Raw genomic sequence first — 17328 nt, forward strand, 5'->3', positions numbered from 1 at the left:
GACGGATCAGGGGCGGTACTTGACGCCGAGCGCGTCGAGTCGGGCCGTGTGCTCGGCGAGCCGGGAACGGAAGTCGGCCCACTCGGTCGCACCGCTCCAGGCCCGGTCGGCGAGGGCGCACAGGCGTGGGTAGGTGAGGTACTCGATGCGCTCGGGCGTCGTGACGAACTCGGTCCACAACTGGGCCTGGGTCCCCAACACCCGCTCGGCGGCGGCCCGTTCGGCGTCCTCGGGTACGGGCGCGTGGTCGTGGACGGCACGCAGGTCGACCACGCCTCCCGGCTGGGCCGCAGGCTCGTGCGGGTCCTCGGACTGGGCGTAGTCGAGGTAGGTCGCCCGGTGGTAGGCGCTGATCACGGGGTGGCCGCGGCGGGCAGCCGTCAGGGTGTGCGCCGCGTCGCGCCAGGTCATCACCGTGAAGTCCAGGGGCAGTTCGGCGCCGGTCTCGGCCCAGCCGACCGGGCGGCGCCCGTGCCGGACGAGGAAGTCGCCGATCCGCCCGAGGAACCAGCCGTGCAGCTCCGCGGGGCTCGATAGGCCCTGCGCCACGGCCCGTTCGCGTGCGGCGACGCTGTGCGTCCACTCGGCGGTGGGGCACTCCTCGCCGCCGACATGGATGTACGGCGAGGGGAAGACGTCCATGACCTCGTCGAGGACGGTACGGCAGAAGTCGAGGACCTCGTCGTGGACACCGAGGACGGTGTCGCACACACCCCACCGGGTCCAGACGTCGAGGGTGCGCTCCGGGTTGTTGCCCAGTTCGGGATAGGCGGCGAGGACGGCACGGACATGCCCTGGCATCTCTATCTCCGGCATGACGGTGACTCCGCGAGCGGCCGCATAGGTCACCAGGTCGGCGAGTTCGGCCCGCGTGTACGAGCCGCCGTGCGGGACCCCGTCGTACAAGTCGCCCCCGGCGGGGCCCTGTTGGGACTCGGCGCGGTGGCCGCCGATCTCGGTGAGCTTCGGGTAGGCGGACACCGGCATGCGCCAGCCCTGGTCGTCCGTGAGATGCAGATGGAACACGCCGATCTTGTGCAGGGCCAACAGGTCGACGTACCGACGCAGATAGGAGACGGGCTGGAAGTGCCGGGCCACGTCCAGCATCGCGCCGCGCCAGGGGTGACGGGGGAGGTCGGTGATCTCGACGCACGGCAGCAGCCACGCCGCACCGCGCTGCGGGTACTCCGACAGGGCCTGCGGGGGCAGGAGTTGACGGACCGTCTGGATGCCGCGCAGCAGACCGGTGAGGTGCGCGGCGCGCAGCAGTACGGCGTGCGGGGAGACCGTGAGCCCGTACCCCTCCTCGCCTAGGCCGGCCAACCCGGGGTCGAGCGTCAGGGCGAACTGCCCGTCGGGGGAGGCCGGTAGCGGCAGCCCGGTCGCGGGGGCGAGCAGGGTGCGCAGCAGGTCCGCGGCCGGTTCGGCGCCCGCCCCGATGTGCAGGGATGTGTCGGCATCGAGCGTGAACTGCCCCGGCCGGACTGCCGACTTGGTGGGACGGGGGACGAGGGTGTGCACGGAACGCAGTGCGGGCATGGATCGTCTCCGGGACGGGGGCGTGTGGGGGTGGTGCGGAAGGTCAGCCCTTGACCGCGCCGGCCGCGAAGCCGGAGGTGACATGGCGCTGGAGCAGCAGGAACACCACAAGTGCGGGGGCGGCGAAGAGAGTTGACGCCGCCATGGTGGCGCCCCAGTCGGTGCCGAAGACGTTCTGGAACGAGGACAGCCACACCGGCAGCGTGCGGTGGTCCTGCTGCTTGATGATCAGGAAGTTGGCGTACGTGAACTCGTTCCACGCCGTGATGTAGCCGAACAGCGAGGTGGCCATCAGACCCGGCGCGAGGAGCGGGAACGCCACCCGCCGGAACGCGCCGAACCGGGTGCAGCCGTCGACCTGCGCGGCCTCCTCCAGCTCCGGCGGGATCGTGCCGATGAAGCCGCGCAGCACGATGATCGTGAACGGCAGCGTCATCATGAAGTAGACGAGCGTCAGCGTCGGCAGCCGGTCCAGCATGTCGGTGTCCCGGGAGATGATGTACACCGGGATGATCAGCGACTCCCAGGGCGCCATCTGCGCGACGAACACCATCAGCATGAACTGCCGGCGCCCCTTCCACTTCATCCGGGCGACCGCGTAGGCCGAGCCGAGCGCGATGACGAGGGCGAGCAGGACCGCGCTCAGCGTGACGAGGAGACTGTTGCGCCAGAACAGTCCGAAACCGGCGGCGCCGACGGCGGTACGGAAGTGGTCGAGCGTCCAACTCTCGGGAACGAAGCGGGGGTTGTCGGACTGGATGTCACGGGTCGGGGTGAACGCGGTCGCGACCATCCAGTACACCGGGAACAGACAGACCACGACCGTGACGACGGCGGCGATGTTCAGGGGCAGACGGCGGATCCGGGGCCGGGTGGTGCTCATGCGAGCTCGTCCTCCTGGCGGAACATCTGACGGAAGTAGAAGACCAGCACGCCCGACATCAGCATGACGGTGACCATGGAGGCCGCCGAACCGAGGTCGTAGCGCTGGCTCGACAGGGCGGTCTGCACCGCGTACACGGGCAGGATCGTGGTGGCGTCACCAGGCCCGCCGTTGGTCATCACCCAGATCTGCACGAACGCCTTGAACGTCCAGATCACTTCGAGCGAGAACACCAGCAGGAAGATCGGCCGGACCATCGGGAAGGTGACCGAGCGGAAGATCCGCGGTCCCGACGCCCCGTCGAGCCGCGCCGACTCGTACAACTCGGTGGGGACGGTGGTGAGCGCCGAGTACAGGGTGATCGCCGCGAAGGGCACGGACTGCCACACGATGAGGACGACCACGATCGCGAAGGCGGCCGGGCCGTGCGCGAACCAGGGATAGCGGTCGAAGGACTCGAAGCCCAGCTTCGTCAGCACCGCGTTGACGATCCCGAACTCCGAGTGGAACAGCCACTGGAAGACGGTGGTCGCCGAGATCACCGGCATCGCCCAGGTCAGCACGAGCGCACTGAGCACCGTGGTCCGCCCGAACCGGCCGAGCCGCTCGACCATGAGCGCGACCAGCGTGGACAGCGTCATGATCAGTACGACGTTGATCGCCATGAAGAGGAAGGTGCGCCGCACGACCTCCCAGAAGTGACTGTCGCCCAGCAGCGTCCCGTAGTTCTTGAACCCGACGAACCGCGCGTGCCCCAGGATGAGTTGGCGCAGCCCGAAGTCCTGCATGGAGATCACCACGGCACGGACCAGCGGGTACACGAGCAGATAGAGCGTGCCCAGGACAGCGGGCGCGATCAGGACGTACGGCCAGATCCCGCGACCGGCGGACTTCGACGGGCGGCGCGCTCCCGGTCCGGTGGAGCGCCGGGGCGGGTCGGTACCGAGTGGGGGACGGGGGGCGGTCTGCTCTCGGACGGCCGACACGGCGCTCCTCCTTCCGGTGCGTGGACGGTTCAGGAGCCGGAGTTCATCGCCGCGGTGATGGCGTCGGACGCGGTGGCGGCCTTCTTCTGGATGTCGCCCCCGGTGAGCACGGCCGTCATGTAGTCCTTGATCGGGTTCTTCGCCTCTACGGCGGCCCAGCCCGGGGTGTTGGGCGTCGCGTGGCCCTCGGCGGCGCCGACCGCCATGGCCGCGGCACCCGGGTCGGAGGCGACCGCGGAGGCCAGGGTGGTCTTGTTCGGGACGTAGCTCATGGCGAGCGCGAGCTTCTTCTGCCAGGCGTCGCCGGTGAGTTCCTTGACGAAGGTGTAGGCCGCGCCCTGCTTGGTGGACGCCGTCGGGATGACCAGGTCGGAGCCGCCGGTGAAGACTGCGCCGGGGGTGGCGGCGGTCTTGCCCGGGATCGGGAAGAAGCCCAACTTGCCCTTCAGTGCCGGGTTGTCCTGGACGACGACGTTGGCACCGCCCGGGGTCGAGATGACCTGGGCGACCTTCCCCTTGGCCATGACGTCGGCCTGCGGCGGGTTGGCCTCGTCGGAGTCCTTGGGGCCCTTGCCGAGGGCCTGGAGCTTCTCGTAGAACTGCATGCCGCGGATCGCCTCGGGCGTGTCCAGCGCGCCCTTCCACTTGCCGCCGGACTGGGTGGCGAGGTCGCCGCCCTCGTCCCAGACGAAGCCCGCGAGGGTGTACCAACTCTGCCCGGGCAGGTAAATGCCCTGTGTACCACCGGAGTTGAGCCTCTTGGTGGCGGCGACCCACTGGTCACGCGTCTTGATGGTGGACGCGTCGATGCCGGCCTGCTTGAAGAGGTCGGTGCGGTAGATGACGACGCGGTTGGCGGCGTAGTACGGAATGCCGTACTGCTTGCCGTCGTAGGCGCCCGGCTCCGCGAGGCCCTTGAGCCAGCTCTTCCCGCCTAGGTCGTCGACCTTGCCGCTGAGGTCGAGCAGCCCCCCGCTCTGCGCGAACTGGGCGACCTGGGTGTTGCCGGTCTCGATGACGTCCGGTGCGTCGTTGCTGGCCAGGGCGGCCGTGACCTTCTCGCCGATCCCGTCCCACTCCTGGATCTGCACCTTGACCTTGATGTCCGGGTGGGCGGTCTCGAAGCCCTTTACGAACTCGTTCTGGAACTGGGCCGAGACACTGTCCCGCATCAGCCAGACGTCGATGGTGGTGCTCCCGCCGGAGCTGGAGTCGGAGGTATCGGAAGAGCTACTGCAGGCACTCAGCCCGGCCGTCATCACGAGCACGGACACGCCGGCGAACATACGGAGCTGCACGGTTCACCCCTGGAGGACATGAACTGACCACCTGACCAGTGAAGCCCACTGGACAGCTCACCTCTCGATGTGGGGATGAAGGTGGCATAGACCAATGCACGCGTCAACCCCTCCTGCTGCGAAGGGATTTGGCGCGTATATCGGTCGGGATGCGGATGATCAACGCCGGGTGGTGGTTACACTTCCCTGGTCAAGAGGGCGACTGCGGACGACCGCTGGTCAACTGGTCAACTGGTTGACCCGGGATTCCGCGCATGAGGGAGTGCGACATGAAGGCCGACGCGCCAGGTGCGGTGCTCAAACGGGAGCGGGTCCGCGACTTCATCCTCGACCTCGTCGAGTCGCAGCACCCGGGGGACGCGATTCCCTCCGAGCGTGCCCTCTGTGCCCAACTGGGCGTGTCCCGGCCGACGTTGCGCGCGGCGGTCGACGAACTCGTTGCCGCGGGGCTGCTGGTGCGGGAGCACGGCCGCGGCATGTTCGTGGCACCGGCGAAGATCACCCAGGAACTCGTCTCCGGCCAGCAGACCATGACGGCGCCTCAGGCCTCCGGGACCTGGTCGAGTCGCCTGCTGGAGTTCACCACCATCCCGGCCGGCGCCCGCGTGGGCCGCAGGCTGCGCCTCTCGCCCGCCGCCGAGATCGTGTACGTGGCACGGCTGCGCCTGGTCGACGGCGCGCCGATGGCCATCGAGCACCTGCACATCAGGGCCGACCTCGTACCCACCCTGTCCGCCCAGGAGTTGGAGGCCGGTGACCTGTACGAGCACCTCCGGGAACAGCACGGTGTGCACGTCCAGGAGGCGGTCCAGGCGATCGAGCCGACCGTCGTCACGCGAGCCGAGGCCGAACTCCTCGACGTCCCCGAACTCTCCCCGGCCCTGCTCTTCGAACGCCTCACCTCGGACACGACAGGCCGGCCCGTCGAGTACGTCCACTCGATCTACCGCGGCGACCGCTACCGCATCGTCTCCCGCCTCACCCTCGGTCCCTCGGTCACGGCCCCCTCGACGCCCCTCGGCCACCACCCCGGCATCCCCCCGGGCGACTTCGCCCACCGCGACACGATCGCGTCGTCCACGCGGGGGGACATCCAGTCGGCACCGTGAACTACCGCCTGATGCCCCGTACTTACAGCTCGCCGGGCCTGCCGTACCGGTAGAAGAACGGGCCGTCGAGTTGGCCCGCCAGTGCGCGGGTCAGGCCGGAGCTGTCCTCCAGGAGGCGGGCGCCCGGGGTGAGGTCGCCGATGTAGAGGGGGTCGAAGCCGGCGTCGGTGATGAGGCGGGCCGTGATGTCCTTCGCGTCCGGTTCGGCGGCGTACAGGTTGCTCGGGGTCACTCGCTGGGTGCCGATCCGGTCGTACGCGGAGGCGAAGACCGTGTTGAACGACTTCGCGGTCGGGCCCCCGATGATCGACTTGACCTGGTGGGAGAGGGAGGGAAAGGCCGCGTCGCGTTCCGTGTAGAGGTTGGTCGCGTCGATGGTCACCTGGCCGTCCAGGCCGGTCACGCCACGGAGTGCCTCGGCGATGAGGTTGCCGGGGACTGCCACGACCACCACGTCCGCGTCCGAGGCGTCGCCTCCGTCGCGGCCCAGTGTCCGGACCTCGTGTCCGGCCTTCTCCCACAGGCGGGCCAGGCCGCCGCCGACGTGTCCTCGTCCGATCACCGTGATGTTCATGTCGGGCCTCCGCATGCCTGGAGCTACGTGACATCGTTGACGTATCAACAAAACAGCATGCATGTTGTCGTGTCAACCAATGGCGTCGGGGTGGCGGAGAGTCGGCACCCGGCCGGCCCTTCCCCACCCCGACGGGACGGTTCTCAGACGGCCTGCGCGGTGGGCAGGACGGTGATCTCGGTGAGGTTGACGTGGCGCGGCACGGCGGCCATGAAGGCGACGGTCTCGGCGATGTCGGCGCTCCGGAGGACGTCGATGTCGTGGATGAGGTCGGCCATCAGCTTCGACGCGTCGGGGTCGCTGACGTGGTCGGGGAGCTCGGTGTCGACCATGCCGGGCTCGATCGTGGCCACGCGGACCATCTTCGGACCGAGTTCGACCCGCAGCAGCCGGGTGAGATGGCTGATGTAGGCCTTGGTGCCGGAGTAGATCGAGAACTTCGCCAGGATGCGGGTGGCCGCGATCGACGAGGTGTTGATCAGGTCGGCCGGCCTGCCCGCGGCGGCGGAGTCGGTCAGGTGGGGGAGGAACGCGGCGATGACGTTCATCAGCCCGCTGATGTTGAGGTCGATCTGGCGCTGCCGGTCGTCGACCTTCAACTCCTCGATACCGGAGATGAGTTGGACACCGGCGTTGTTGAACACCAGGTCGGCCTTGCCGAAGCGCCCGTCGACCTGATCGGCCGCGGCCTGCACGGCGGCACGGTCGGTGACGTCGACGGCCAGGGCGAGCGCGGTGCCGCCGGCCGCCTCGATGTTCTTGACCAGGCTGTCGAGACGCTCCTTGCGACGGGCCAACACGACCACGGTGGCGCCGAGTTCGGCGAGGCGTTCGGCGGTCCCGGCACCCATGCCGCTGGAGGCGCCGGAGACGACGGCGACACGACCGGCCAGGGGGGTTCCGGTGAGCAGGGCAGCAGACATCACAAAACCTCGATCTCGTTGCAGGGGAGGGTGTTTGACGAACTGTCAGGCGGTGGCGTCGTCGTGCGCGGTGGCCGCGGACTTCTCGCGCCACGGGGCCAGGTCGTCCTGCACCTGCCGGTACTTGACCTCCAGCCGCTCCAGGGTGTCGCGCCCGAGGTAGAGATGCGTGGGCAGCTTCTCGGTGCCGGCGACCTCGACGATGAGCGCCGCGCCCCGGACCGGGTCGCCGAGCTGCGCGTGGTTGGCCCGGTCGATCCAGTCAAGCGTCACATGGGCGGGGGTGTCGTCGTACTCGGCGATACGGTTCGCGGCCACCGACAGGGAGCTGGAGTCGAGGAAGTCGGTGCGGAAGACGCCTGGTTCGACCACCATCGACTGGATCCCGAACGGCGCCATCTCGGCGGAGAGCGCCTCGCTGATGCCGGCCACCGCGAACTTCGACGCGGAGTACAGGCTGACCCCGGGCTCGCCCTCGAAACCCGAGCGGGAGCCGATGTGCACGAGCCTGCCCGAGCCCTGCCCGCGCATGACGGGCAGGACGGCGCGGGTGACGTTGATCAGGCCGAACACGTTCAGGTCGAACAGTGAGCGGGCCTCCGCGTCGGTGATCTCCTCCAGCGCGCCGAGCAGACCGCGGCCCGCGTTGTTCACCAGGACGTCGATACCGCCGAACCGCTCCACGGCGGCCTCGACCGCCCGCGGGATGCTGTCGTTGTCCGTGACGTCCAGGGCGACCGCGAAGACCTGCTCGGACTTCTTCAGATCGTCCGGCACCCGCTCCGGATTCCGTACGGCGACCACGACATCGTTACCGTCTGCCAGCGCGGCCCGGGCGATTTCCGCGCCGATTCCGCGGGAGGCGCCGGTGACAAACCACGTAGCCATGGGAAAAACCTCTTTCGTCGATTCCCCGTGCGGGGGGATTTTCTGTTGACGTGAATGAGTCTGTTCCTCCGCGCCGGAGCTATGAAGGCAGCGGTTTTCCTGGGAGTCCCACACCCAGGAACGGGCGGCGACCCGCAAAGTCGGTGACATGTCAACAAGCTGGTACGGTGACGGCATGTCCGAACCCCGATGGCTCACCCCCGACCAGTCCGAAGTCTGGGCGAAGTACCGGAGGTTGCGCCGCGAACTGCAACGGGCCCAGGACCAGCAGTTGCAGCGGGATTCAGGCCTTTCGGCGGCGGACTACGCCCTCTTGGCGCCCCTGTCGGAGTCCGCCGACGGTGTGCTGCGGGCGCGGGAGCTCGGCGCCGAGGTCGGCTGGGAGCGCAGCCGGCTGTCCCACCAGATCAGCCGTATGGAGAAGCGCGGTCTCGTCACTCGCGAGGCCTGCGCCGACGACGCCCGCGGCTCCATGGTGCGGCTGACGGAGAAGGGCCGGGAGGCGATCGAGGCCGCCGCGCCCGCGCATGCGGACAATGTGCGGCGGCTTGTTTTCGATCCGCTGACACCCGACGAGATACGTCTTTTCGGCGATGTTCTGGACCGAATTCTGGGTGCAGTCCGGAGAGAAATCCGGTAATCGATCGGGCTTTTACTGGGCGCCGTGTGCCGGATTCTCCCGGTGCGGCACCTCGGGTGCGCTGAGCGAGCCCAGCAGGGCCAGGCCGTCCGCGGAGGGAGAGCCCGGCTCCGCCTGCAGAATGATGAGCTGCTGCCCCGGCGCACTGCGGATGGTGAGGGCCTCGTGCCGCAACTCCAGGTCCCCCACCACGGAATGGCGCAGCTGCTTGACCTCGTAGGGCGGCACCCGGGTGTACTCACGCGCCCACAGGGAGCGGAACTCGCCACTGCGCACCGAGAGTTCACCGACGAGCTCCAGGATGCGGGGATCCTCGGGGGTGCTCGCGGCGGTCTGCTGGAGATCGGCGACGGCGCGGTGCTTGGCCCGCTCCGCGTTCCGGTAGAACGTCCTCGCCGCGGGGTCCAGGAAGAGCATGCGCAGCACGTTGTCGTGCTGGGCGAAGTCACGGTAGAGGGCGTCGGCCAGGACGTTGGCGGCCAGCAGGTCCTGGGCGCGGCCGATGATGAAGGCCGGCGTCCTGGTCCAGCTCTCGATCAGCTGCCGCAGATGCGGGCGGACCCGCTCGACCCGGGAGGGCGACTTCGTACGACGGGCCGTGGGCCGCGCCAGCCGGAACAGCTCGCGCCGGTCCACCTCCCCGAGCCGCAGCACACGGGCCACGGCCTCCAACACCCGCACGGAGGGGCCGAGTTCACGGCCCTGCTCAAGTCGGCTGTAGTAGCTCGGGCTGACCCCCGCGAGCGCCGCGACCTCCTCGCGCCGCAGTCCGGGCACCCTTCGGCGGCCGGAGCCGGGCAGTCCCGCGTCGGTGGGGCTGACGCGTGCCCTGTGGGAGCGGAGGAACCCACCCAGCCCTTCAACCGGGTCGAGGCGCGTGTCGTTGTCCATATCGTCGAGGCTAGGCGGAAAACGTCCGGAGAAGCCCTGTCGACGGTGGGTGCATCGCACCCAGGACCACGGCTCCCCGGGTGATCCGGGTGGTCGAACGGCGGCGAATCACGCTGTGTGAAGAGCGGGGAACCTGATGCAATGGTGGATGACCGGACCTTCTCAACCGCCGGAAAGCATTTAGTCTTGCGGCATGAGCAATGGGACCCCTTTGGGAGATTTCCTCCGGGCCCGCCGCGAGGCCCTCAAGCCCCAGGACGTCGGTCTGCCGGAGTACGGCCGACGCCGGGTGCCGGGACTGCGCAGGGAGGAAGTCGCGCTGCTCGCCGGAGTCAGCTCCGACTACTACATCAGGCTGGAGCAGGGGCGCGAGAACAGCCCGTCCCCGCAGGTCCTGGAAGCCGTGGCGCAGGCACTGAAGCTGGACGCGGAGTCCGCCGACCACCTCAACCGCCTCTGCCTGACGCCCTCGCAGCGCCCGCACGACCGGGGCGAGGCGGACGTCGGCCTGCAGTTGCTGCAGCTGATGGACGGCTGGGAGCACACCCCGGCCTTCGTTCTCGGCCCGGCCCTCGACATCCTCGCGGGCAACTCCCTTGCCACGGCCCTGCACAGCGGATTCGACGGGTTCGACAACCTCGCCCGCATGGTGTTCGTCGACCCGGCGGGACGCGAGTTCTACCAGGAATGGGAGCGCGCCGCGCATTCCTGTGTCGCCGAACTCCGGGCCGCGTTCGGCCACGATCCCGAATCCCCCCGTATCGCCGAGGTGGTTGAGGAACTCTCCGCGGCCAGCGAGGAGTTCGCCGGCATCTGGCAACTCCACGACGTCAAGAGCAAGTCCCAGGAAGGGAAACACCTCAGGCACCCGGACGTCGGCGACCTCCACATCGCGTTCGCCGCCTTCACGGTCAACGGCGCCCCGCATCAGCAACTGGTCGTCTATCAAGCCGAACCGGCCAGCCCGACGGCAGCCGCCTTCGAGACACTGAGGGCACTGGCCACCGAGCCGAAGAGGGCCCGGGCGAACGCGACCACGTAACCGGCCCGACCGTCGACCTGAAGAACCGGATGACCAAGTGGCAGTACCTTCTCCGAGCCCGTGGATCCTCTGGACACTGGAGACTCGACCATGCCCCGAGCAGTGAAGTTCTCGCGCTACGGCGGCCCGGAGGTGCTGGAGGTCGTCGAGGTGCCGCGACCGAAGCCGGGCCCCGGGGAGGTGCTCGTCCGGGTGGTCGTCGCCGGGGTCAATCCCGGCGAGGCCGGCATCCGGCAGGGCGTCTTCGCGGACATGTGGCCGGCCGTCTTCCCTGAAGGCCAGGGCAACGACTTCGCCGGCTGGGTCGCCGAACTCGGCGACGGCGTAAGCGAGTTCGCCGTCGGCGACGAGGTCATCGGCTACCTCCCCCGGGCCGCGCAGGCCGACTACGTCGTCTCGCCCGCCGACCTCCTCACCCCCAAGCCCGCCGACATCAGCTGGGAAGCCGCAGCGCCCCTGTCCGCGGTCGGGGTGACGGCGTGGGCCGCCGTGGACGCCGTAGCACCGGCGGCCGGGGACACCGTCGTGGTGTCCGCCGCGGCCGGCGGGGTCGGCTCCCTCGCCGTGCAGCTGGCCCGGCTGCGGGGCGCGACCGTCATCGGCACCGCCGGACCGCACAACGCCGACTACCTGCGCTCGCTCGGTGTCGTCCCCGTCGAGCACGGCCCCGGCCTCGCCGACCGGCTGAAGGCCGCGGCACCCGACGGGATCGACGCCTTCGTCGACACCTTCGGGCAGGGCAACGTCGACACCGCCCTCGCGCTCGGCGTGGCCCCGCAGCGCATCAACACCCTCGCCGACGGCCGGGCCGTCGCCCGCTACGGCGTACGCCACAAGGCCCAGGAAGACGCGTTCTCCCCGCGGCTGGTCGCCGAACTGGCCGCCCTGGTCTCCAAGGGGCAGCTCACCGTCACCGTCAGCGAGGTGTATCCGCTGGAACAGGTCCAGGAGGCCTACCGGCAGGTGCAGCGGCGGCACACGCGCGGAAAGATCGTGCTCAGCCTGGTCCCGCCCGACGAACGCCCCGCACCGGCCGCCGAACCCAGCACCCCCTGACTCCTCACCGCATTCCACGGAGGACCCCATGCCCGTACGTCGTATCGGCCTCGTCGTCCACCAGGGACGCGCGACCGCCCTGGACGCGGCACGCGCCGTGCACACCTGGAGCGAGGCACACGGCGTCCGCTGCACGGAGATCGACGTCTGGGCCAAGGACCACCACCGCCGTGCCGGACGCGAGGAGGCCGAGGCCGCGGGCAACCCCGACCTCGTCGTCACCCTCGGCGGCGACGGCACCTTCCTGCGCGGCGCCCGCATCGCCGTCAAGAGCGGAGCCGACGTGCTCGGCGTCGACCTCGGCAAGGTCGGCTTCCTCACCGAGGTCCCGGCCTGCGACATCGGCGACGCCCTCGACGCCGTACACGAGGGGCGGGCCACCGTGGAGGAGCGCATGACGCTGACCATGCGTGCCTCCCGCCCGCTGGACATCCCCGAGGAGATGGAGGCCCTGCTGCGCTACGGCCGCGGTCCCGCCCTGCCGCCGCCGCAGGTCCGGCCGGAGACCACGGAAGGGGGTGGCTGGGGCTGCGCGTTGGACGTCACCGCGCTCAACGACGTCGTACTGGAGAAACTCGCCCGCGACCGGCAGGTCGGCGTCGGCGTCTACCTGGCCGGCCGACTGCTGGCGACCTACTCGGCCGACGCGCTCGCCGTCGCCACCCCGACCGGCTCCACGGCCTACAGCTTCGCCGCCGGCGGACCCGTCCTCTCGCCCCACATGGACGCCGTCGTCTTCACGCCGATCGCCCCGCACATGACGTTCAACCGCAGCGTGATCGCCGCCCCCGACGAGCCGGTCGGCCTGCGCGTCCTGCCCCACTCCGGCCAGGCCATCGTCACCGTCGACGGCCAACTCCGCGGCGTCCTCGACCCCGGCGACTGGATCGGCGTCTTCCGAGCCCCCCAGCGCGTTCGCCTCGTCCGCCTCCGCCCGACGGATTTCTACGGCAGGCTGCGCGACCGGTTCCGGCTCACGGACGCCCCCGCCAACGCCCAGGACGGCCCCTCGGAACCGTTCTTCCGCCCGGACACCCCGGTCCCGCCGGACCTCGCCGGGATGCGCCTGCCGCCGGCCCCCGAGTAGCTCACACGGGAAGACTGACGGTGAAGACCGTGCCGGTGCCGACCGTGCTGGCCACCGTCACCGTCCCGCCGTGCGCCTCAGTGAGCCGGCGGACGATGGCCAGGCCCAGACCGCTGCCGCCGGTCCGCCGGCTGCGGGACTTCTCGGCACGCCAGAAGCGGTCGAAGACCCGGGGCAGATCCTCGGCGGGGATACCGGTACCGGTGTCGGCGACCTCGATCGTCACCAGGTCCCCGACCCGGCGGGCCCGCAGGGTGACACTGCCGCCGGGCGGGGTGTGCCGCAGCGCGTTGGACACCAGGTTGCCGACGACCTGCCGCAGCCGTACCGGGTCGCCGCACAGCTCGGGATCGCCTTCGGTGCGGGTGGTGAGGGCCACGCCCGCGGTCCCGGCGCGGCCGTGGTGGACGGTGGCGACCTGGTCGAGCAGCTCGCGTACGCGGAGGGGTTCGGGGTGGATCCGCAGCTGGCCCGCGTCGGCCTCCGCGAGGTCCTGCAGGTCGTCGACGATGTGCTGGAGCAGCAGCGCCTCTTCGAGGAGGGAGTCGACGAGAGCCTGGTCGGAGGTGGCGATGCCGTCCTGGACGGCTTCCAGCCAGCTGCGGATGGTGCTGAGCGGGGTGCGCAGTTCGTGCGCGACATCGCTGACCATGGCCTTGCGCTGGCCCTCCAGACGTTCGCGGCGCTCGGAGAGGTCGTTGAAGGCGGCGGCGAGATAGCCGATCTCGTCGTTGGTGGTCACCGGCACCCGCTGGTGTTCCGCCACGGGACGGCGGGCGGCGTCGGCCAGTGCGCGCAGCGGCCTGACAAGGCGGGTGCCGACGACGACGGTGACGGCCACGGTGACCAGCAGCACCAGCCCGGCGACACCGGCGACGCGCGCCGTGTTGGCCGACGAGAAGTGGAAGGCGGGGGCGCGCGTCGATCCCGCCGGGGTGGCGACGAACAGCAGCGCGGCCGGTGCCACATAGGGCGTGAGCTGGTCGCGGCGGGCGGTGTCCAGGCAGGTCTGCGCGGGCGGGCCGCCGTAGACGATGACGAAGTCGATGCCGAACTTCACGGGCTCCAGGTGCTGGAGCCGCAGACAACTGTTGACCATGGTGATGAGCCGGGCCAGCGGCTCGCGTTCGGTCGGCATGGGAAAGTCGAGCCCGGCCAGGCCGCATCCGCGGTCCCTGGCGGTTCCGTCCAGGGCGCTGTTGGTGAGTTTGACGGAGGGGCGACCGCTGGGCCCGAGGACGAGTGCGGCGCCGCTGCCCGTGCCGCCCAGGCAGGCGAGGAGTTTCTTCGCCCGGCCGGACAAGGTCTCGCGCTCGGTGGCGGTCAGCCGGTAGGGGCCGACGGCGCGGGGGTCGATGCGGTTGGCCCCGGCGCTCGGCAGCAGCGCCGGGTCGGTGCGCAGCGGGTCGACGACCGCCGACGCCCTGGTGGGGAGGGCGGTGGCGGCGGTGGACGAGGTGGCGAGGGTACGGCGGCTCTGGGTGGTCAGCGTGATGCGGCGGCCGGTGAGTTCGGCGAGGCGGCGCAGGGTGGGGGTGACGCCGTTCCAGTTCGGATGGACGGCGGCGTAGCCGACCAGCGTGTCGTAGATGTCGGTGTCGGAGGACAGGAGTTGGCCCTGTTCCTGCTGGATGGCGCTGCTGGTGGTGCGCGCCGCCAGCCAGGCGGTGGCCGCGACCGAGCACACGGCGATCATCACGGAGGTGGCCAGCAGCCGGACCAACAGGCTTCTGTGCAGGGGGACTTTGGCCCGGACGCGCGCCCCGGCCTTCGTGCCGCTGCCTTCCGTAGCTTCCAACTCCGGTTCAGCGCGCACGGCTGCCGTCGACGAGCTTGTAACCGACGCCGTACACCGTCTGCAGATAGGCCGGTTGCCGGGGGACCGCCTCTATCTTCTTGCGCAGGTTGAGGATGTGCACGTCGATCGTGCGCTCGGTGATGTAGCGGTCGAACCCCCGTGTCAGGGCGAGCAGTTGGCGGCGGGTGAAGACCCGTTCCGGTTCGGCGGCCATCGCCGCGAGGATCTCGAACTCCCCGGGTGTGCACACCACTTGGCGCCCGTCGAGGTCGACGGTGCGACGGACCGGGTCGATGCTGATCGCGCCGATCCGCTGCACGGGATCGTCAGGCCCGGACGTGCCGCGCGTCCGCCGTAGCAGGGTACGGATCCGGGCCATCAACTCCCGGGGGCTGTACGGCTTCGTCATGTAGTCGTCGGCGCCCAGGTCGAGGCCGAGCAGGAGGTCCTCCTCCGTGCTGCGCGCGGTCAGCATCAGCACCGGCACCTCGCACTCCCGGCGCAGCACACGGCACACGTCCAGACCGTCGACCAGGGGCATCATGACGTCGAGGACGAGCAGATCCGGCTGCCTTCGTCGCACCTCGTCGATGGCCGCGCGCCCGTCGTGGACGACCAGGGAGGAGTGGCCCTCGCGTTCCAGATAACGGCGGATCACCTCGGCCTGTTTGACGTCGTCCTCGGCCACCAGGACATATGCGCTCACGCGGCTCACCCTAAGGTCACGGCCGCGACACCAGACAGGAGTCTGACGGTGGCCTGACAGGATCTTCATATCCTCCGGCCACGGTGCCGCCATGTCGAACCTCACGCATCGAAGCCGGTCCGCCGTCCTCGCGGGCCTCGGCGCGGCAGCGGCGCTCGCCCTCCTCGCGGCCTGCGGCGGCGACGGAGACACCGCGTCCAAGAACAAGGGCGTCGCCTCGATCGACAGCCCGAGCGCGAGCGGCACGGCGGCGTCGGTGAGTGCCGCCGCCGAGTCGGGCCGTCCCCAACTGCGGGTGGACACCACCGAAGCGGAGCGGGGGCGGCTGTACCAGATCTGGACCGACTGTCTGCACGACCACGGTGTCCCCGCCGCGCACAAGCCGGGCTCGACGGCATGGTCCCTCTCCGGAGACATCAAGAAGTACCCCGCCGCCACCAGCGCGTGTCTCTCCAAGCGGCCGATCGAGCCACCCGAGGAGGACCCGGCGACGAACCCTCACTACATGGACGACTTCCGCACGTACATCCGGTGCCTCAACGCCGGCGGCCTGAAGGTCACGGGGCTGTCCGACGGCTCCGGCTGGAACTACGACGGCACCCCGACCCTGAGCCAGTCCGAGCAGGACAAGCTCGACCGGAAGTGCACGCTGAAGGCGTACCGGTGAGCGGGAAACGGCGGCTGAAGATCGGGGCCGTGGCGCTGGCCGGCGTCACGGCGACCGCGCTCGGCGTCACCGTATGGCAGGACGGGACCGCGAAACCGAGCACTACGGCCACCGCTGCGGCACGGGTCGGCACCGCGACGGTGACCAGGACCGACCTGTCCGACGCCCAGACCCTGAGCGGAACCCTCGGCTACAGCAGGGCGGCACCGGTCAAGGGCGCCAGGGCCGGACTCGTCACCTGGCTGCCCGCCCCCGGAGCAACGGTCTCCCGGGGCCGCACCCTGTACAAGGTCGACAACGTCCCGGTACCGGTGTTCTACGGCGCCACGCCCCTCTACCGCACGCTGAACGCGCGGGGCACCACCGGACCCGACGTGCGGGTGATCGCCGACAACCTCAAGAAGCTCGGCTACGACATCGGAGTCCAGCCGGGGGCAGGGACCTGGGTCACTCAGCACCCGGCCGCCACGGACCCGACCGCCACCGGCACGTCCGACAAGCCGGACGGTACGGCCGCCCCCTCCGCGAGCGCCGCCCCCACTCCCACGCCCACCGCGACCGCGGTCGAGGTCAAGGAGGGCGACGGGGTGCTCACCGCCGATCTCACCGCCGCGATCAGGCGCTGGCAGACCCACGTCGGGATGCCCGCCACCGGGGTCCTGGGCATCGGCGACGTCACGGTGCAGACCGGTGCGGTCCGGGTCGGTGCGGTGCAGGCCCAGACCGGCGACGACGCCACCGAGAGCCTGATGACGGTCAGTTCCACCACCAAGAAGGTGTCCGTACCGATGGACGCGACGCAGGTCGGCACGGTGTCCCGGGGCGACCGGGTGACGGTCACCCTGCCCGACAACTCCACGGTCAAGGGCACCGTCGAGGTGGTCGGCGCCACCGCCTCCACCGACAACTCCCAGGGCGACAGCGGCGGTTCGGCCCCCGCCCAGCTCACGGTCACCGTCTCGGTGCGCGACACCGGGGCGGTACGGAGACTGACCTCCGCACCGGTGCAGGTGGCGTTCACCTCGGAGAGCCACAAGGGTGTGCTCGCCGTACCGGTCGGCGCGCTGCTGGCGCTGAGCGAGGGCGGATACGCCGTCCAGCTTCCCGGCGGCCGGCTGATCGCGGTGAGGACCGGGATGTTCGCCAAGGGGCTGGTGGAGGTCAGCGGCACCGGCGTCGCGGCCGGGACGAAGGTGGTGACCACCTCGTGAGGAGCCGACCGGTACTGGCCGTGATCGACG

The 17328-nt window shown here is 70.2% G+C and carries 17 protein-coding genes; 7 read left to right on the plus strand and 10 right to left on the minus strand.

What is annotated here, in order from left to right:
• Positions 1 to 6 precede the first annotated feature (6 nt).
• Genes AB0I69_RS14060 through AB0I69_RS14075 form a run of 4 tightly spaced genes read right to left on the minus strand, consistent with a single transcriptional unit; the run spans position 7 to position 4694 of the window.
• A complete protein-coding gene (locus AB0I69_RS14060; protein ID WP_363095872.1) occupies positions 7 to 1539 on the minus strand; it encodes a beta-N-acetylhexosaminidase in 1533 nt (510 codons plus the stop codon).
• A gap of 43 nt (positions 1540 to 1582) precedes the next feature.
• Positions 1583 to 2422: a carbohydrate ABC transporter permease gene (locus AB0I69_RS14065; protein ID WP_363095873.1), complete on the minus strand. Its 840-nt coding sequence runs from the start codon at positions 2420 to 2422 to the stop codon at positions 1583 to 1585.
• Positions 2419 to 3408 (minus strand): sugar ABC transporter permease, encoded by a 990-nt coding sequence (locus AB0I69_RS14070; protein ID WP_363095874.1) that lies wholly within the window; start codon positions 3406 to 3408, stop codon positions 2419 to 2421. The genes AB0I69_RS14065 and AB0I69_RS14070 overlap by 4 nt, the downstream gene beginning before the upstream one ends.
• Before the next feature lie 29 nt (positions 3409 to 3437).
• A complete protein-coding gene (locus AB0I69_RS14075; RefSeq protein WP_363096140.1) occupies positions 3438 to 4694 on the minus strand; it encodes an extracellular solute-binding protein in 1257 nt (418 codons plus the stop codon).
• Positions 4695 to 4975: 281 nt separating this feature from the next.
• On the opposite strand from AB0I69_RS14075, the gene AB0I69_RS14080 reads away from it, so the two are divergent.
• Positions 4976 to 5815: a GntR family transcriptional regulator gene (locus AB0I69_RS14080; RefSeq protein WP_363095875.1), complete on the plus strand. Its 840-nt coding sequence runs from the start codon at positions 4976 to 4978 to the stop codon at positions 5813 to 5815.
• 22 nt (positions 5816 to 5837) lie between these two features.
• On the opposite strand, the gene AB0I69_RS14085 is transcribed toward AB0I69_RS14080, so the two are convergent.
• The 3 genes from AB0I69_RS14085 to AB0I69_RS14095 all read right to left on the minus strand — a co-directional run bounded on the left by AB0I69_RS14085 (position 5838) and on the right by AB0I69_RS14095 (position 8200).
• A complete protein-coding gene (locus tag AB0I69_RS14085; protein ID WP_363095876.1) occupies positions 5838 to 6389 on the minus strand; it encodes a dinucleotide-binding protein in 552 nt (183 codons plus the stop codon).
• A gap of 143 nt (positions 6390 to 6532) precedes the next feature.
• Entirely contained in the window at positions 6533 to 7315 is a 783-nt protein-coding gene (locus AB0I69_RS14090; protein ID WP_363095877.1) for an SDR family oxidoreductase, read from the minus strand.
• 42 nt (positions 7316 to 7357) lie between these two features.
• The gene (locus tag AB0I69_RS14095; RefSeq protein ID WP_363095878.1) at positions 7358 to 8200 is read right to left on the minus strand and encodes an SDR family NAD(P)-dependent oxidoreductase; all 843 of its coding nucleotides are present in this window, start codon (positions 8198 to 8200) and stop codon (positions 7358 to 7360) included.
• Positions 8201 to 8375: 175 nt separating this feature from the next.
• On the opposite strand from AB0I69_RS14095, the gene AB0I69_RS14100 reads away from it, so the two are divergent.
• The gene (locus AB0I69_RS14100; protein WP_363095879.1) at positions 8376 to 8840 is read left to right on the plus strand and encodes a MarR family winged helix-turn-helix transcriptional regulator; all 465 of its coding nucleotides are present in this window, start codon (positions 8376 to 8378) and stop codon (positions 8838 to 8840) included.
• A 12-nt stretch (positions 8841 to 8852) separates the two neighbouring features.
• Here the strand turns inward: AB0I69_RS14100 and AB0I69_RS14105 are convergent, their stop codons facing one another.
• The gene (locus AB0I69_RS14105; RefSeq protein WP_363095880.1) at positions 8853 to 9731 is read right to left on the minus strand and encodes a helix-turn-helix transcriptional regulator; all 879 of its coding nucleotides are present in this window, start codon (positions 9729 to 9731) and stop codon (positions 8853 to 8855) included.
• A 193-nt stretch (positions 9732 to 9924) separates the two neighbouring features.
• On the opposite strand from AB0I69_RS14105, the gene AB0I69_RS14110 reads away from it, so the two are divergent.
• The 3 genes from AB0I69_RS14110 to AB0I69_RS14120 all read left to right on the plus strand — a co-directional run bounded on the left by AB0I69_RS14110 (position 9925) and on the right by AB0I69_RS14120 (position 12916).
• On the plus strand, positions 9925 to 10773 hold the full coding sequence (locus AB0I69_RS14110) for a helix-turn-helix transcriptional regulator (protein WP_363095881.1): 849 nt from the start codon (positions 9925 to 9927) through the stop codon (positions 10771 to 10773).
• 90 nt (positions 10774 to 10863) lie between these two features.
• Entirely contained in the window at positions 10864 to 11829 is a 966-nt protein-coding gene (locus tag AB0I69_RS14115; RefSeq protein WP_363095882.1) for an NADP-dependent oxidoreductase, read from the plus strand.
• A gap of 28 nt (positions 11830 to 11857) precedes the next feature.
• Positions 11858 to 12916, plus strand: a complete 1059-nt coding sequence (locus tag AB0I69_RS14120; RefSeq protein WP_363095883.1) for an NAD(+)/NADH kinase — start codon at positions 11858 to 11860, stop codon at positions 12914 to 12916.
• A 1-nt stretch (position 12917) separates the two neighbouring features.
• On the opposite strand, the gene AB0I69_RS14125 is transcribed toward AB0I69_RS14120, so the two are convergent.
• Positions 12918 to 14612 carry a HAMP domain-containing sensor histidine kinase gene (locus tag AB0I69_RS14125; RefSeq protein ID WP_363096141.1) on the minus strand — a complete coding sequence of 565 codons (1695 nt, stop codon included), beginning with the start codon at positions 14610 to 14612 and terminating at the stop codon, positions 12918 to 12920.
• Positions 14613 to 14721: 109 nt separating this feature from the next.
• On the minus strand, positions 14722 to 15420 hold the full coding sequence (locus AB0I69_RS14130; protein ID WP_363095884.1) for a response regulator transcription factor: 699 nt from the start codon (positions 15418 to 15420) through the stop codon (positions 14722 to 14724).
• Positions 15421 to 15511: 91 nt separating this feature from the next.
• On the opposite strand from AB0I69_RS14130, the gene AB0I69_RS14135 reads away from it, so the two are divergent.
• Together AB0I69_RS14135 and AB0I69_RS14140 are read left to right on the plus strand one after the other, a co-directional pair.
• Positions 15512 to 16087 carry a hypothetical protein gene (locus AB0I69_RS14135; RefSeq protein ID WP_363095885.1) on the plus strand — a complete coding sequence of 192 codons (576 nt, stop codon included), beginning with the start codon at positions 15512 to 15514 and terminating at the stop codon, positions 16085 to 16087.
• Positions 16084 to 17298, plus strand: coding sequence for a hypothetical protein (locus tag AB0I69_RS14140; RefSeq protein WP_363095886.1), 1215 nt, complete (start codon positions 16084 to 16086; stop codon positions 17296 to 17298). Before AB0I69_RS14135 ends, AB0I69_RS14140 begins: the two co-directional genes overlap by 4 nt.
• The last annotated feature ends 30 nt before the right edge of the window (positions 17299 to 17328 follow it).

This window comes from Streptomyces sp. NPDC050508 (assembly GCF_040655155.1).
Taxonomy (GTDB): domain Bacteria; phylum Actinomycetota; class Actinomycetes; order Streptomycetales; family Streptomycetaceae; genus Streptomyces.

What these genes read in the sequence shown, in the direction of transcription:
- AB0I69_RS14115 (WP_363095882.1), top strand. Translation starts at nt 10,864, where the DNA reads ATGCCCCGAGCAGTGAAGTTCTCGCGCTACGGCGGCCCGGAGGTGCTG.
- AB0I69_RS14110 (WP_363095881.1), top strand. Translation starts at nt 9,925, where the DNA reads ATGAGCAATGGGACCCCTTTGGGAGATTTCCTCCGGGCCCGCCGCGAG.
- AB0I69_RS14060 (WP_363095872.1), bottom strand. Translation starts at nt 1,539, where the DNA reads ATGCCCGCACTGCGTTCCGTGCACACCCTCGTCCCCCGTCCCACCAAG.
- AB0I69_RS14135 (WP_363095885.1), top strand. Translation starts at nt 15,512, where the DNA reads ATGTCGAACCTCACGCATCGAAGCCGGTCCGCCGTCCTCGCGGGCCTC.
- AB0I69_RS14100 (WP_363095879.1), top strand. Translation starts at nt 8,376, where the DNA reads ATGTCCGAACCCCGATGGCTCACCCCCGACCAGTCCGAAGTCTGGGCG.
- AB0I69_RS14105 (WP_363095880.1), bottom strand. Translation starts at nt 9,731, where the DNA reads ATGGACAACGACACGCGCCTCGACCCGGTTGAAGGGCTGGGTGGGTTC.
- AB0I69_RS14085 (WP_363095876.1), bottom strand. Translation starts at nt 6,389, where the DNA reads ATGAACATCACGGTGATCGGACGAGGACACGTCGGCGGCGGCCTGGCC.
- AB0I69_RS14075 (WP_363096140.1), bottom strand. Translation starts at nt 4,694, where the DNA reads ATGTTCGCCGGCGTGTCCGTGCTCGTGATGACGGCCGGGCTGAGTGCC.
- AB0I69_RS14120 (WP_363095883.1), top strand. Translation starts at nt 11,858, where the DNA reads ATGCCCGTACGTCGTATCGGCCTCGTCGTCCACCAGGGACGCGCGACC.
- AB0I69_RS14065 (WP_363095873.1), bottom strand. Translation starts at nt 2,422, where the DNA reads ATGAGCACCACCCGGCCCCGGATCCGCCGTCTGCCCCTGAACATCGCC.
- AB0I69_RS14125 (WP_363096141.1), bottom strand. Translation starts at nt 14,612, where the DNA reads ATGATCGCCGTGTGCTCGGTCGCGGCCACCGCCTGGCTGGCGGCGCGC.
- AB0I69_RS14080 (WP_363095875.1), top strand. Translation starts at nt 4,976, where the DNA reads ATGAAGGCCGACGCGCCAGGTGCGGTGCTCAAACGGGAGCGGGTCCGC.
- AB0I69_RS14095 (WP_363095878.1), bottom strand. Translation starts at nt 8,200, where the DNA reads ATGGCTACGTGGTTTGTCACCGGCGCCTCCCGCGGAATCGGCGCGGAA.